This window comes from Bacillus sp. AF62 (assembly GCF_050312695.1).
Lineage (GTDB): Bacteria > Bacillota > Bacilli > Bacillales > Bacillaceae_G > Bacillus_A > Bacillus_A cereus.
The window spans coordinates 145,927-161,109 of the sequence record NZ_JBNPJZ010000088.1; the positions used below are offsets into that span (position 1 = coordinate 145,927).

The window sequence follows — 15,183 nt, forward strand, 5'->3', positions numbered from 1 at the left end:
TACTTTACTATCCAACATTTTCTCTTAGTATACAGCAAAACCGTTTACTATACATTTGTTTCCTGCATAGCGGCAAATTCATCCTCAGAAATAAGGACATCTCTCGGTTTCGTTCCTCTACCTTCAGAAATAATTCCTTGCGATTCCATCTCTTCAATGAGACGTGCCGCGCGATTATAACCGATGCGGAATTTTCGCTGTACAGAAGATGTGGACGCTCCCCCTTGTTCTACAACAAATTGACATGCATCAAAGAACAATTCATCTTCCGACTCAGCCTGTTCTGTTTTCGCTAATAAATCCTCTTGCTTAAATAAGTAATTCGGCTTCATTTGCTTTCTCACATGATCAACTGTTTTTTCAATCTCATCATCCGATACATAGACACCTTGTATACGAACTGGCTTAGATGTACCGTTCCCTAAAAATAACATATCACCACGGCCAAGTAATTTCTCCGCGCCCCCAATATCGATAATCGTACGTGAATCAACTTGAGATGATACAGTAAACGCAATACGCGTTGGAATATTTGACTTAATTAAACCTGTAATAACATCTACAGATGGACGCTGCGTCGCTACTAATAAATGAATACCACAAGCACGTGCTTTTTGCGCAATACGACAAATCGCTTCCTCAACATCACCCGGTGCTACCATCATTAAATCAGCTAACTCGTCAATGACAATAACGATATAAGGTAATGTCTCTCCTGGAATTTCTCGCTCACTTACAATCGTATTGTAGCGAGTTAAATCACGAGCACCTGCGTGTGCAAACAATTCATAACGGCGTTCCATTTCCTCAACTGCCCATTTTAATGCAGCTGTTGCTGCTTTTACATCCGTAATAACAGGTGCTACAAGATGCGGAACAGAATTGTATGGTGCAAGCTCAACCATCTTCGGATCAATTAACATTAACTTCACTTCATGTGGTTTCGCTTTATATAAAATACTCGTTAAAATTGCGTTAATACACACACTTTTACCTGAACCCGTTGCACCCGCAATAAGTCCGTGCGGCATTTTTCGAATATCCGTTACAATTGGATCCCCTGAAATATCAAGTCCAAGCGCAACAGTAAGCGGTGATTCACTCTTTGTGAATACAGGACTTCTTAAAATTTCACGAAGAAATACTGGCTTACTTTCTTTATTTGGAACTTCAATCCCAATCGCACTCTTCCCTGGAATCGGCGCTTCAATACGAATATCTTTCGCAGCTAAACTTAACTTAATATCATCACTTAAATTTGTAATTTTATTTACTTTCACGCCTGGGTCTGGTTGCACTTCAAAACGAGTTACTGCTGGTCCTTGCGATACATTAATAACATGTGCTCCAACATGGAAATTATTAAACGTTGTATCTAATAATTCTTTCTGCTCTTCTAACCATTCTGTATTATCTAGCGCTGTTTGCTGTGGAATTGACAACAACGCTAATGGTGGAACAGTATATGTCGGTGGTGTATGCAATACATTTCGCATATCGTTCTCTCTTTGATTTACAACATATGCCTTCTCTTTTACTTCCGTACTTGAAATTGGCTTTTGTACTTGCTCTACCACTACTTGCTGTATTGGTTGTTCTACTTGGGATTCTACTACTACTCGTTGTACTGGTTGCTCTTCCACTTGTGGCTCTACTACCACCTGTTGCATTGGTTGCTCTTCCACTTGTGACTCTACTACCACCTGTTGCATTGGTTGCTCTTCCACTTGTGACTCTACTACCACCTGTTGCATTGGCTGCTCTTCCACTTGTGGCTCTACTACCACCTGTTGCATTGGTTGCTCTTCCACTTGTGGCTCTACTACCTCTTGTTGCACTGGTTGTTCTTCCACTTGTGGCTCTACTACCTCTTGTTGCACTGGCTTATTCTCTACTCGTACATCAACAGAAGGCTGCATTGCCTTTGTTCTAGCTGCATGCCTTTCCATTAATCGTGTTCTGTCTTGTTTCAACATAACAACATTAAATGGTACATGACGCTTTTTCTCACGTTTTGGTTCTTCTTTTTGTACAACTGGTTGTTCTTCTGCGACTGGTGCTTCTTCTACAACTGATTGTTCTTCCGCGACTGACGCTTCTTCTACAACTCGTCTATTTTCCTCTGTTTCTGCAATTAAAACATTCGCAAAACTTTGAACATCGTTCTTTGTCTGTTCATCAGCCTCAGCAACATGTATGAATTCACTCTTTTGTTCAATTACTTCATCTTCCTGCTGAATTTCCTCAAGTGCTACAAATGTCTCTACTACAGGCGCTTCTGTTTCTTCTGCCTCTGTAATTACTTCCACTTCTTCTGACTCTTCTGTTTCTGCAATTACTTCCACTTCTTCTAACTCTTCTGTTTCTGCAATTACTTCTACTTCTTCTAGCTCTTCTGCTTCTGCAATTACTTCTACTTCTTCTTGCTCTTCTGTTTCTGCAATTACTTCCACTTCTTCTTGCTCTTCTGTTTCTGTAATTACTTCTACTTCTTCTGACTCTTCCGCTTCTGCAATTACTTCCACTTCTTCTGACTCTTCTACTTCTTCTAGCTCTTCTGTTTCTGCAATTACTTCTACTTCTTCTTGCTCTTCTGTTTCTGCAATTACTTCTACTTCTTCTTGCTCTTCTGTTTCTGCAATTACTTCCACTTCTTCTAGCTCTTCTGGTATTTCCACAATGATTGTTTCTTCAAGTTTTTCTTCTGCTTTGACAATCACTGATTCTTCTGGAGCTTGCTTTTCTACTTCAATAGTAGGTTGTTTTATTTCTGTATTACGTTTAATTTCTTCTGATAATATTGTATCCTCGTGCTCTACTTTAGAAGCTACTAATTCTTCTTGTAGATTGTTTTCGTTTAACACCACTACATCTTTTTCTAGCTTAGCACTTTCCATCTGCTCAGCTACTGTTTTATGAAGTAATTCATCCGCTGAAACTTCCTGCGGTGTACTCATTTCTTTAATCACTTCTTTTTCTTCTACTAAAGGCACTTGGCGTTCAATTTCATAACCGTTTTTCTCTAGCCATTGATCAACAACTGATTTTTCTTCTTTTTTACTCTGTTGGCCTTTCTGTTCAACTACTTCACCTGGAGCAGAAGACGTTGCTTGCCCTTCTGAGAAATCAGATAATTTATATCCTTTTTTCTCTAACCATGCATCAACAACTGCTTTTCCCTCTACAGATATTTCAAGATCTTCTCTTTCTTTTACTTCCTCCTGCTTTTCAACCTTTTTCTCTACTGAAGGACGATTATATCCATAAATTGGCGAAATCATTTCTGTTGGACGAAATGGTCTACGGTTACTCTCTTGCGAAGGTGCAGATGCCTTTTTAACGACAGACTCCCGCACCGGTTCATATTGCACTTCCGGTTCTTCATATGTAGAAACAACCTTTTCCACATACGGTCGTCTGCTTCTTTCCACCTTTATTCCTCTTTGGGCAGTCGGTTCTTCATATGCTACTCCTTGAACAGGTTGTTCTTCAAAGCGATTTACTTCGCTTTCATCCTCTTCATCGAACCCATTATCCGGTACTAAAGGAAAACGGCATTTACCTGCATTCCTACTTGCCATTTGTGCTTCTCTTGCTTCAGTGTAGTGGTTTACACGAGGAATTTTCGGCTGACTTTCAATTTGCTTTGGTACTTCTTTATTCATCGCTGTTTGTTCTTCCTCTTTGTTAAACAGCTTTTTCATCCAATCTAACATGCTTACCACTCTTTCTACTAAATAGTAACATCCTTTATTGTATCAGCATTCGGCAAAAAGTGCAGGTAAAATTAAGCATGTCATATTTATCCACAATATTCTAATTTACGAGTGTTTTCCTATGGAAAAACGCAGCCTTTCATGTAAGACTGCGCTTAAGCTTTACTCTTCCGATATGCATCTACACTATCCGTTACACTTTGCAATAAAGAATTTACATACTGCGGGTCAGATAATTTTTTATCTTCTTCATAGTTTGACATAAACCCAAGTTCTAATAGTACGCCAGGTACTTTGGACCAATTGAATCCAGAAAGGTCACCCCTAAATTTAATTCCATTTACTTTCACTTGCTGATTTTCTCTCATTTTATTTACTATCGTTTGGGAGATTTGAAGACTTTCCGCATAAATCTCTTTCGTATACGGACTTCCTTCTGCCGGCGTCAATACAGCAAATCCACTTTGGTTTGGATTTTCAGAACCATCTGCATGAAGACGTAAAAATAAATTAGCCTTATGATTATTTGCGAATGTCGCCCGTTCTTTATTACTTATATCAACGTCTTGTGACGTTCTTGTCATTAACACTTGTATCCCTTTTTCTTCAAGCTTTTCTTTTAATAAAAAAGCCATTTCTAATACAAGTACAGCCTCTCTCTTTTTCGTCACAACACCTGTTGTACCATCTGTCACTTTATATTTTTGCGTTGTTGCCCCTGGTCCAATCGGCTCTAAATTTAAATTCGCTTTTTGTTGATGCCCTGGATCAATAACGACGAGAAACTTTCCTTGCTTTTCATTACTCTCTACTTTTTGTTCATTATTTTGCACTGGTTGCTCAATTGGCTGCACTGGCGTAGTTTCTTCTTTCTTTTCCTCAGATGATACTTCCTCTTGCTTATGTTCTACTTGCTCATTCGTTTGAATTGCTTGTGATTCTTCGTTCTTTTCTTGTTCTTGCTGCTTTTCTACCGGTGCGTCTTCTTTGGTATCTTTGTTTTTCTCTTGTATAGAAGATGTAGTTTCTTTTTTCGGCTGCTCTTGTGAACAACCGGCCATATATATTCCAATGAATACAATCATGCTCATTATTTTTATATACTTCATACTTCTCTCCCATCACTTTGCACCGGATTCAAAGTCTTTCTTATAATTGCCCTATAATCTCATCCATATTTCCAATATAAACTGGCTGCCATGTTTCTGTACCACGTTCTGCAGTATAAACTGGATAAGCGTCATCATCTATATTTACGAAAACTGGATCGCCCATATCCGTTTCATATCCAATTGCAATCCATCCTTCTTGCCACTTTCCGTTTTCTTCACTTATTAATGACTTTTTATGTTTATCATATCGGTAACCGATTTGTCCTTTTTCTAATTCACTTTCACTAAACACATATATTTCATAAGTACCTAGCTCAACATCTTGCTGTTTTGAAGTTTCAATTCGTTTTAGAAGTTCTGCGATTTTTGGTTGTTGTTTCATACGTCTATCCCCTTCTATTTTTCTAAATTTTAACTAGTTTGTTTATAAAATACAATATAGATTTTAAGACAAAAGGTGACACCCTTATCATATTTACGATTTTTTGAGTATATCTATCACAACTCTCAATATATTAACGATTCAACACGAAATTTCGACTTACCAACAAAAATGACAAAAAAGAGAGGCTGCCCAAAAGGACAACCTCTCTTTTTTTATATCAATTAAAATTTAAATTCTTGTCCAACTTCAAAACTATCTTCTAATACAAGAATACCTTTTTCTTGTGGAGCGTCTGGAAGCTCTAATTCACGTGCAGAGCAGATCATTCCAGAAGAAGGAACACCGCGAAGCTCAGCTGGCTTGATTAACATACCGCTTGGCATTACAGCACCGATTTTTGCAACGACAACTTTTTGTCCTGCATCAACGTTTGGTGCGCCACATACGATTTGTAATGTTTCTGTACCGATTTCTACTTTACAGATGTTTAACTTATCAGCATTTGGATGCTTTTCTTTTTCAGCTACATAACCTACAACAAATTTCGGAGAAAGATCTGCTTCTACTGTTTCTTCAAAGCCGTTCTTCGCTAAAATTTCGTTGATTTTCTCAACAAGCTCTTTCGTTAATGTAAGGTTACCTGTTTCTGTTACTTCTAAATAAGAAGATGCATTAAAGATGTTGAATCCTCCCGTTACGTTGCTTTCACGATCATAAACGCGAGCAACATCTCCTTTGCGATCAAAAGTACGGTTCTCTAAAGTAATATCTTGTAAGGCAACAATTAAAGTGTCACCAATTCCTTCAAGGTTGTAAAAAACGTTCACTTCGTTCATCCTTTCTCTTTTCCATCTGTCTTCTTCCGATTCTTCGCTAAAATAAAGATTGGTTCAAAGTCTCCATCTTCATATACGAATGAAAGTGATGTAATCGGAACATGCCCTTCGGCAAAAAATTTCATTGTCATTTGTGCAATAATATCATAACCGATTTCGTTAACGATATCAGCAATAATTAATACATCTTGGTGAGGAACAGCAACAACCATGTCACCAGAAATCTTTTCACGCATCGATTGTAGTAACGATTCGTTTAAAATACGCGTCGCGTCATACCCATCATTTGTGTTTAAAAAGTAGAATGTATTACCCGCTACTGTGTCTTGTTTAAATTCATAACCTAATGAACGAGCATTGAATAATGCCATTTCACGTACTTGCTGTTCTGTAAGTTCTAATTTTTGTAACAGACGCTCATCGATTAGTCGATACGTTTTATTCGAATCTAACGCATAGTAAATACGTGTTTCCGCCGTATGATCCGTCATAATAAACGGATTTCCTTCTTCTGCTTGTTTCGGGAAAGAAGTAGAGCGAATAACAGGTAAAATTTTCGCTCCGCTATTTTCTTCTTTATGCATCGCAATTAGCGCTTCTTGTACATAATAAGCAACCTCTTCAATTGCTTTTTCTTTATTCACTTCCCATTTTGCCACAACTCCTGGAAGCGATACGTTAATACCTTTTTTAGAGTCTTTCTGTTCAATACGTAGAACTTCTTTCTCGCTATCATACTGAAAGTCCCATTCTGGGCGAGATAATTTCTTCATTAACTCGTCTTTCATCTTTTTACTTGTCATCTTCATCTCTTTTTCCTCCCTTCCAAAAAAATAACCTCCCCCGCGAAGGTAGAGGTTGTTTTACAATTCAATTGGCAAATTGCCTTATTTTAAACCTTCAATAAACTCTTCGATTTGTTCTTGTGTTTTACGATCTTTGTTTACATAGCGACCAGTTTCTTCACCCTTATTGTACGCTACAAAGCTCGGAATGCCAAATACGTCTAATTTTACACATAGATCAATAAACTCATCACGATCTACATAGTAAAATGAGAAATCACTATATTTCTCTTCTACTTCTGGCATAAATGGATCTACAAAGCGGCAGTCTGGGCACCATTCTGCTGAGAACATAAAGACTACATTCTCTTCATTTTTTAACTGTTGGAATTGCTCCATGCTTTCTAATGACTTCATCTATATTTCCTCCTCTAACGAGTGCATGTTTTCATGTTATAATCTTTCTTTTATACTACCATACATCGCGCACGGTGCAAGGTTTATGCTTGCTTTTCGTCATACTTATATTGCCCAACTAACAACTTAACAACGTGTACAAATAATTCCGTGCGGTCGACATAATCATCTGTAAAAATACCGATAGCACCTTCGTGACTACGAATATCTTTTCGCTGCACAAACTCTTCCATCACTTCGCTTAATTCCTTACCATCTTCAAGAGGTGCTAAAAAATCGTCTGGTAACGTAATACGCGCTCCTCCGGCCACAAATACTTTCCCATCAATTGTTGCTAGCGCGCCCCAGTTACACATAAATAAACCGTGCTCCGTTTTCATTACGCCGCCTTCTAGCCCAATACCAATTGGAGCTTCTCCTTCCTCTAGCGCTCGCTTCGCTCTATTAATCGCTCCTTGCATCGTCTCTTCATCTGAGAAAGGCTGAGCTGATACTCCTGACGGAACAGAAAGAGATGTAATTTCAGCATCTTTCCAAACCTTCTCCACAGCGCCAACCTTCGTTTTATTCTTTGATCCTACTACTACTTTCATTTCGTTCACCTCTATAAAAATTCATCATTCTATTCTAATATCCCTATCAGATACGAATTAAGCATCAACCACTACCACATATCACCAAGTCATCTATTCAGCCTAAAAAAGAAGGGTTTTTCTAGCAACATTACCGTCTTCAAAAACAAAAACAGCCTTCCTCTCACTTCCTACTTGGAGTCTTCATACATCATTCGAACACCAATTAAGCACTGACCGCTCCCACTCATCGCTGGGTCATCTCTTCAATCTAAAAAAAGAAGGGTTTTTCGCCCTTCTTCTCTACGCGTTATTCTTAATTGTCTCTAACGTCGTTTTATCTGTTGTTCTTACAAGCTTCGTAATTAATTCTTTCGCCGCTGCATAATCATCAACATGTAAAATTGAAGCATGTGTATGAATGTAGCGTGCACAAACACCAATTACTGCTGATGGGATACCAGAGTTACTTGTATGTACACGACCAGCATCTGTACCACCTTGTGAAATAAAGTATTGGTACGGAATGTTGTTTGTTTCTGCTGTATCTAAAATGAATTCGCGCATTCCTCTATGTGTTACCATCGTGCGATCGTAAATACGAAGAAGGGCACCTTTTCCTAATTGACCGAACTGCGTTTTGTCACCAGATGCATCGTTTGCTGGACTTGCATCAAGCGCATAGAAAATGTCTGGTTGAATCATATTTGCAGCGGTTTGCGCTCCGCGAAGACCTACTTCTTCTTGTACAGTAGCACCAGAATATAATGTATTTGGTAATGTTTCGTCTTTTAATTCTTTTAACAATTCGATTGCAAGACCACATCCGTAACGGTTGTCCCAAGCTTTCGCCATAATTTTCTTCTCATTTGCCATCGGTGTGAATGGGCAAATCGGCACGATTTGTTGTCCTGGTTTTACACCAATTTCAATCGCATCTTCATAACTATCTGCACCTATATCAATTAACATATTTTTTATATCCATCGGTTTTGCACGTTGCGCGTCACTTAATAAATGAGGAGGAATAGAACCAACAACCCCAATAACAGGACCATTCTTCGTCATAACTTGTACACGCTGTGCTAATAAAACTTGGCTCCACCAGCCGCCTAACGTTTGAAAACGAAGCATTCCGTTTTTCGTAATTTGCGTAACCATGAAACCTACTTCATCCATATGACCTGCTACAAGAACAAGCGGGCCAGTTTCGTCCCCTTTTTTCAGACCAAATACGCTACCTAAACCGTCTTGTACAATTTCATCCGCATATTTGCTTAATTCTTGTTTCATAAAACGGCGTACATCATGTTCAAAACCTGATGCACCTTGTAATTCTGTTAACGTACGAAATAATTGCAATGTCTCTTTATTCACGAAGTCCCCTTCTTTCAAACCTTAGTAGAATACCTCTTTTATTGTAACGAAATTTTCGAAATGTTTCTAGTTTCTTCTTTTTTAGCTGTATTTGCTTTATAATTATTATTGGTACACTATTTTTATTTTATAGAATTGAGGTGAATATATGAGCTGGAAAGGTTTAGTAGCAGGTCTTGGCGTTGGGTTCGCAGCTGGTTATCTCGTTGCAAACAAAGTACAAGAACAATCCCATATTTCTTCAGAAAAAGCATTGAAAATGGTGAAACAAGCATTAAGTCATAAAGGTGAAATTACTGGCTCTTGGGTACATATGGTTCCAGAGACATTTGAAAAATATGATGTCGCATATGAAGTTTATCGCGGCGGTCTTACAACAATGTTAGATGATATACAAGAACGATTTGAATTTTTAGTTGATGCTAAAACAGGTACTGTTTTAGAGGTTATAGCAGCATAAAACGGAGGGTTCCCATTAGGTGAACCTCTTATTTTTTTGAAATTGCGGGTATTGATTAAAATTATATCAGCGATTTTTTAAATATATCGACTTACTGGCAAAATTCTATAATAAAAAAGAAGCTGCTCCAATAAATATAATGGAACAACCTCCTATTTTTATGCTTCTATACTCGTTTTCCGTTCTATTTTTTCTACGATATGCCCTTCCTCATTCCACTTCACAGCACGATAATATGCATCATGATAAAACGTAAACCACGCCTCTTTGTCAGCACCATACTTCATCCACTTTTGTTTATTTTCAATCGAGGTCATCGGATAATCATCGTATGCCATTACCCATAATACATTTTGATGCGCGTGCGTCGGCAAGAGATCTGCTAAATGTAGCATCGTTTCCCCTTGACTCTCCAAAATGATGACTGCATGTCCATCACTATGCCCACCCGTATGTGCCATCTTGATTTCATCTGTAATTTCTATTTCTTGCTGAAACGTAACAACTTGATCTACAATCGGTTCCCAATTTTCCTTCCAATATGTATTACGGGATCTAATATTTGGGTTCCTCATTTCATTCCACTCTGTTTCACTTACGTAAACTTTTGCATTTGGAAACGCTGGTACAAGGTGATCCCCATCCCATTTTGTTAGGCCAGATGCATGATCAAAATGAAGGTGTGTCATTAAAACATATTGAATATCTTCAGGCTTTAATCCCTGTTTTTCTAACGATTCATAAACCGATGATTCTTCTGTTACACCTTGATTTCGTTTCATCTTCTCATCCAACTTACCGTTTCCTATTCCTGAATCAATGAGCATATTTCCATCTTTCGTTTGTAAAAGTAACGGATCTGTTCGTAAGTAAATATGATTTGTGTCATTATGTTTATATTTACGTGACCAAAGTACTTTCGGCACAACACCAAACATTGCCCCTCCATCTAAATGTGTATTTCCGCCTTTTAACCACGTTACTTTTATATCTCCAATTTGTAACTGTTCCATTACACATCCCCCTTTCAATTAATCTTAACATAAAATTCTGATTATTTTAGATATAAAAAAACCTATGCATTACTGCATAGGCTCTGTACGATATTTTGCTTCAACTCGGTAAATACGATGACCTTTACTAGAGAATTTCTCTTCGTATTCAGTCATGATGTTACCTTCAAAGTCGCTGTTATGAAGATCTAAGCTTAAGTAAGTTAGTAACATACCATACTCAGCCATACTCATAAGAGAATATTCAAATAAACCTTGGTTATCTGTTTTGAAATGAATTTCTCCGCCTTCTACTAACACTTCTTCATAATTGCGTAAAAACGTTTTATACGTTAAACGACGCTTCGTATGACGCTTCTTTGGCCATGGATCTGAGAAGTTTAAATAAACGCGATCAATCTCACCTTTTGCAAAGAAAACTGTTAAATCTTCAGCATCTTTATTAATTAACTTTAAGTTCGGCACTTCTTCTTCAATTAATTTATCAAGTGCATCTACAACAACACTTGTGAATTTTTCAATTCCAATATAATTAATATGTGGATTCGCTTTTGCCATATCATACATAAAGCGGCCACGACCTGTACCTACTTCAATATGAATTGGTTGTTCATTTCCAAATACTTCTTTCCAGTTACCAGCGCGCTCCTCTGGGTTTCCGATTACGATATGTGAATACTCGTTAATTCGATCCATTGCATATGGTTTATGTCTTAAACGCATAGATGTCTCCCTCTCTTTACAAAACTATTTTAAAGGAATAATTCCTTCTTTCTTTTTTTAATCAATCTACCAAACAAAAAACCAAGTACGTACGAGCACTCGGTCCGTTTCTTTCAAGTATAAGATGTACCATTTTGATAAAAACTACATACAGCATTAAACATTCCATGACGAAACAGCTTTTTCTCTTACATTTGAAGAGAAAAACAATCGAAAGGATGATCCGTTCATGCCAATTAATCAACAACATCAATTAGAAGTGCTGAAAGATATTTTAGTCAACCACCAAAGTGATTGCTGCGGGACAGTTTCAGAATGCGAGCAATTAGAGCGCCTCATTCAATCGTTACTCGCAAACGATAATATAAGTAGTGACGCTAAAACAATGCTAAACGATGTATATTCTTATAGTCAATCGGGTAAATCTTCCTCTAATTTGGACAACCATATTTCCAATAATCAAGAACAACTTACTCAGTGGATTGCTGGAATGGACAATTTTTCTTAAGTATTATTCTGAAGCAAGTAGTTGCTGTAAATATTGATGCCAATATTCAGCTTCTGCTTGCTGTTTTTTTGTTGTATGCCATTGAATAGACAAAATCGTTTGTGCTATCACATACCATCTCATGCGCCTAAGCAGCGATTCATCCATTTCAATATCATAAAAACCGAGCCACTCACTCCACTCCTGGCGCGGAATGTACCAATATAATAACATACCAAGGTCTAGAGCTGGGTCAGCAATTACAGCTCCATCCCAATCAATTAAAAACAACTCATCTTCATCCGACAATATCCAGTTGTTATGGTTTACATCACAATGGCATACAACGAATTCATTGTATTCAATAGCTTTTAATGAATCCATTAAATATTGAAGGCCTTGCTGAATTGTTTCATCATCCCTTATATCTCCTCTTAAAACGAGTTGCAGTTGTTGTAATAACTCTTGTGCGTGAAGCGGTTGCTTCCCAAGTCTTTGAATCATCTGTACAAGCGCTTTAGAGGAGTGAATTTTCTTCAAAAGTTTCGCAACACGTTCTAGTTTCATATCCTCTGGCTCTAACTTCTGTCCCGGAAGCCATTTTTGAGCAGAAATTACATCACCGTTCGTTACCCTTCTTGTCCAAAGTAATTTTGGAACAATTCCTTCTGCTGACAATACCGCTAAAAAGGGCGATGTATTCCGCTTTAAAAATAACTTCTGTTGTCCGTTTTGCGCAATATATGCATCGCCCGTTACTCCACCAGCCGGTACAAGACTCCACTCTTTTCCTAATAATTGTTCCAACCATTCCATATTCATTACCCGTTAACAAATCCTTATCTTTTATAGTTATGAAAAGAAAAACCGCAACATTTCTACACATGTTGTGGATTCATATATTTTACTGTAAATGAAAAGAAAAATTAGCCTCAGCCAAAAATTCTCTATTTTATTTTACAAAACCTGTCATAGAATGACAACTTATCAAAATCGTCACCTTTGTCAATTCTACATTTATTACATTCTCATCGTCAAGTAGCGATTTGTCACATTATCGTCAATATATACGTGCTAATTGGAGCGAGCCTAAGTTCCTTTCCTCTAAATGAAGAAATTGGCTCTATTTTCGCTTGCTTTTCGTCTACTATCACATGCCACGTTTCTTCTTTCGGAAGTTGCACAGTTTTAGCTTCTAAACCGCTATTAAATAAAACGACAATCTCTTTCCACGGCCCAAACGATTCTGCATGCTCTAGGTGATATGCAAGTACTTCTGTAGATGTTTGTAAAAAAGTCATATGTTTTTTTATAAGGTCTGCGTTTTGTAATCGGAATGCCCCATGCTCTTTACGAATCGCAATTAAACCTTTTATATAGTTAACGGTCTCTATTTCTTTCTCTTTTTGATCCCAATCTAATTGATTGATCTCATCATTTGCATTATAGCTATTTTCATTTCCTTTCTTCGTACGATAAAACTCTTGTCCTGCATGTAAGAAAGGAATACCTTGTGAAAGAATAACCATTGCGCTCGCTAGCAGGTGACGTTTTTTCAAAATCGCTTCTGATTCTTCATTACTGCGCACTAGTTTATCCCACATCGTCATATTATCATGACATTCTACATAGTTAATGCTTTGCGCCGGCTCTAGAAACAGCCCTGTTTCTTTCATACTTAAAAGACTTCCTGCTGCAATATACTGCAAATGATTACAGTCTACATGCCCACCAAATGCAAAACCACGCTTATTTATATGAAATGTACTCCCTTTTATCCCATCACGAAATTGATCATTAAACTGCGCCATATGTGGCATTTTCTTCGCATTATTTAACGTTGCTTTTTCCTCACGAGGAAGCGGTGTTTGTAAATCCCATCCTTCTCCTAATAACAAAGCATCTCGTTTTATGTTTCGCACTTCTTTTTCTATCATATTCATTGTATCAACATCTAAAATTCCCATTAAGTCGAATCGGAATCCATCGACATTGTATTCAGTAAGCCAATATAAAATAGACTCTACAATGAACTTCCTCATCATTTTCCGTTCAGATGCTATATCATTTCCGACTCCCGTCCCATTAGAAGGCATACCATCTTCACCATGACGAAAATAGTATCCTGGAACAAGCTTTTCAAATGATGATAGCTCTCTTTCATAAACATGATTATATACAACATCTATAATTACCCTAATGCCATGCTCATGAAATGTCTCGATTAACTGTTTACACTCTACTATCCTGTTATACGGATCAGAGGGATTTGTAGCATAAAATCCTGTTGGTGCATTGTAATATAATGGATTATACCCCCAATTATAGGCAGACGAAGGATTCGCCTCATCTACACCACCGAAACAATATAACGGTAATAGTTCAACATGTGTAACACCTAAATCTTTTATATGAGACAACCCTGTTAAAGTCCCATTCCGTCCTGTTGTTCCCTCTTCCATCAATCCTTTATATGTTCCCTTTTGAATCACTCCACTATTTTGATGTATAGTCGCATCACGAATATGCAGTTCATACAATATGGCATCTGTCATTGATTGTAATGGTGGTAATCCTTCTCTTCTTGTTACATTCGTTTTTTCTAAATCGATAACAACACCGTGTTTTCCGTTTACCGTCACCGACTTTGCATAAGGATCTACAGCTTCGTTCCATATTAAATTAATACAAACAAGAAATGTATAGCGTGCTCCGTCTAAATCACCTTGTAATGTTTGAATCCAAACTCCGTTTTCTCCCCTGTACATTTCATGATCGGCATATTCTTTATCGCTCTTATAAATTCTTATTTTCGCAAGCCTTGCAGTTGGGGCCCATACTTTAAATGTCGTTTCTTCTTTTTGATACACAGCACCTAAATCTGTACCTTCGTAATAATACTTTTCATCGAAAATTGTTGTTCGAATAACAGCACCTATTTGTAAATCCGTTTCTTCATTCCGTTCATCTCGTACTGTATAATACTTTCCCACATCTAGCGGCTCTTCTATAAAGCACTCATACTTCGTTGCATCTGGAAGCGCAATCGTATGAGCAATCGGTAAATCTTTCACATTACTTCCTTCTTGCAAACGAAATGTCCGACTTGTTCCATACGCATGTGGGAGCAAAATTGTAATTTTATTCATTTCATCTAAATAGGCATCAAATGGACGTTTTACTTTCAACATAAAAAAATCACCATCATTCTCAAAGTTAAAATAAAGTGAAACTTTAATGAGCGAGATAAAATGAGCTGCAAATGATAAGGCTTTTCTTATCAACAAGACTCTATACAGT

At 37.5% G+C, this 15,183-nt stretch carries 14 protein-coding genes; 2 read left to right on the forward strand and 12 right to left on the reverse strand.

What is annotated here, in order from left to right:
- Positions 1 to 47: 47 nt before the first annotated feature.
- From ACQRBL_RS23485 to ACQRBL_RS23520, 8 genes are all read right to left on the reverse strand, one after another.
- A complete protein-coding gene (locus ACQRBL_RS23485) occupies positions 48 to 3,716 on the reverse strand; it encodes a DNA translocase FtsK (protein WP_411995751.1) in 3,669 nt (1,222 codons plus the stop codon).
- A gap of 155 nt (positions 3,717 to 3,871) precedes the next feature.
- Positions 3,872 to 4,825: an N-acetylmuramoyl-L-alanine amidase gene (locus ACQRBL_RS23490; RefSeq protein WP_023523194.1), complete on the reverse strand. Its 954-nt coding sequence runs from the start codon at positions 4,823 to 4,825 to the stop codon at positions 3,872 to 3,874.
- Positions 4,826 to 4,865: 40 nt separating this feature from the next.
- Positions 4,866 to 5,210 carry a hypothetical protein gene (locus ACQRBL_RS23495; RefSeq protein ID WP_000813348.1) on the reverse strand — a complete coding sequence of 115 codons (345 nt, stop codon included), beginning with the start codon at positions 5,208 to 5,210 and terminating at the stop codon, positions 4,866 to 4,868.
- A gap of 224 nt (positions 5,211 to 5,434) precedes the next feature.
- On the reverse strand, positions 5,435 to 6,049 hold the full coding sequence (gene ytpR, locus ACQRBL_RS23500) for a YtpR family tRNA-binding protein (RefSeq protein WP_001006777.1): 615 nt from the start codon (positions 6,047 to 6,049) through the stop codon (positions 5,435 to 5,437).
- Positions 6,046 to 6,858 carry a DUF1444 domain-containing protein gene (locus ACQRBL_RS23505; protein ID WP_000784605.1) on the reverse strand — a complete coding sequence of 271 codons (813 nt, stop codon included), beginning with the start codon at positions 6,856 to 6,858 and terminating at the stop codon, positions 6,046 to 6,048. Before ACQRBL_RS23505 ends, ytpR begins: the two co-directional genes overlap by 4 nt.
- A 78-nt stretch (positions 6,859 to 6,936) precedes the next feature.
- Entirely contained in the window at positions 6,937 to 7,251 is a 315-nt protein-coding gene (locus tag ACQRBL_RS23510; protein WP_000838193.1) for a thioredoxin family protein, read from the reverse strand.
- A gap of 83 nt (positions 7,252 to 7,334) precedes the next feature.
- On the reverse strand, positions 7,335 to 7,844 hold the full coding sequence (locus ACQRBL_RS23515; RefSeq protein WP_000869939.1) for a DUF84 family protein: 510 nt from the start codon (positions 7,842 to 7,844) through the stop codon (positions 7,335 to 7,337).
- A gap of 282 nt (positions 7,845 to 8,126) precedes the next feature.
- A complete protein-coding gene (locus tag ACQRBL_RS23520) occupies positions 8,127 to 9,200 on the reverse strand; it encodes a M42 family metallopeptidase (protein WP_411995750.1) in 1,074 nt (357 codons plus the stop codon).
- Positions 9,201 to 9,348: 148 nt separating this feature from the next.
- Between ACQRBL_RS23520 and ACQRBL_RS23525 the strand changes: the two genes are divergently transcribed.
- On the forward strand, positions 9,349 to 9,660 hold the full coding sequence (locus ACQRBL_RS23525) for a PepSY domain-containing protein (RefSeq protein ID WP_000118541.1): 312 nt from the start codon (positions 9,349 to 9,351) through the stop codon (positions 9,658 to 9,660).
- Positions 9,661 to 9,818: 158 nt separating this feature from the next.
- On the opposite strand, the gene ACQRBL_RS23530 is transcribed toward ACQRBL_RS23525, so the two are convergent.
- Positions 9,819 to 10,673 carry a YtnP family quorum-quenching lactonase gene (locus tag ACQRBL_RS23530; RefSeq protein WP_000436839.1) on the reverse strand — a complete coding sequence of 285 codons (855 nt, stop codon included), beginning with the start codon at positions 10,671 to 10,673 and terminating at the stop codon, positions 9,819 to 9,821.
- A gap of 69 nt (positions 10,674 to 10,742) precedes the next feature.
- Positions 10,743 to 11,396, reverse strand: coding sequence for a tRNA (guanosine(46)-N7)-methyltransferase TrmB (gene trmB, locus ACQRBL_RS23535; protein ID WP_001239383.1), 654 nt, complete (start codon positions 11,394 to 11,396; stop codon positions 10,743 to 10,745).
- 229 nt (positions 11,397 to 11,625) lie between these two features.
- On the opposite strand from trmB, the gene ACQRBL_RS23540 reads away from it, so the two are divergent.
- Positions 11,626 to 11,904 (forward strand): YtzH-like family protein, encoded by a 279-nt coding sequence (locus tag ACQRBL_RS23540; RefSeq protein WP_001122235.1) that lies wholly within the window; start codon positions 11,626 to 11,628, stop codon positions 11,902 to 11,904.
- A 3-nt stretch (positions 11,905 to 11,907) separates the two neighbouring features.
- Here ACQRBL_RS23540 and ACQRBL_RS23545 read toward each other — a convergent pair whose 3' ends face one another.
- Complete coding sequence (locus tag ACQRBL_RS23545; RefSeq protein ID WP_002094168.1) at positions 11,908 to 12,705, reverse strand: phosphotransferase family protein; 798 nt, start codon at positions 12,703 to 12,705, stop codon at positions 11,908 to 11,910.
- A 227-nt stretch (positions 12,706 to 12,932) separates the two neighbouring features.
- Positions 12,933 to 15,074, reverse strand: a complete 2,142-nt coding sequence (pulA, locus tag ACQRBL_RS23550) for a type I pullulanase (RefSeq protein WP_023523197.1) — start codon at positions 15,072 to 15,074, stop codon at positions 12,933 to 12,935.
- Positions 15,075 to 15,183: the final 109 nt, after the last annotated feature.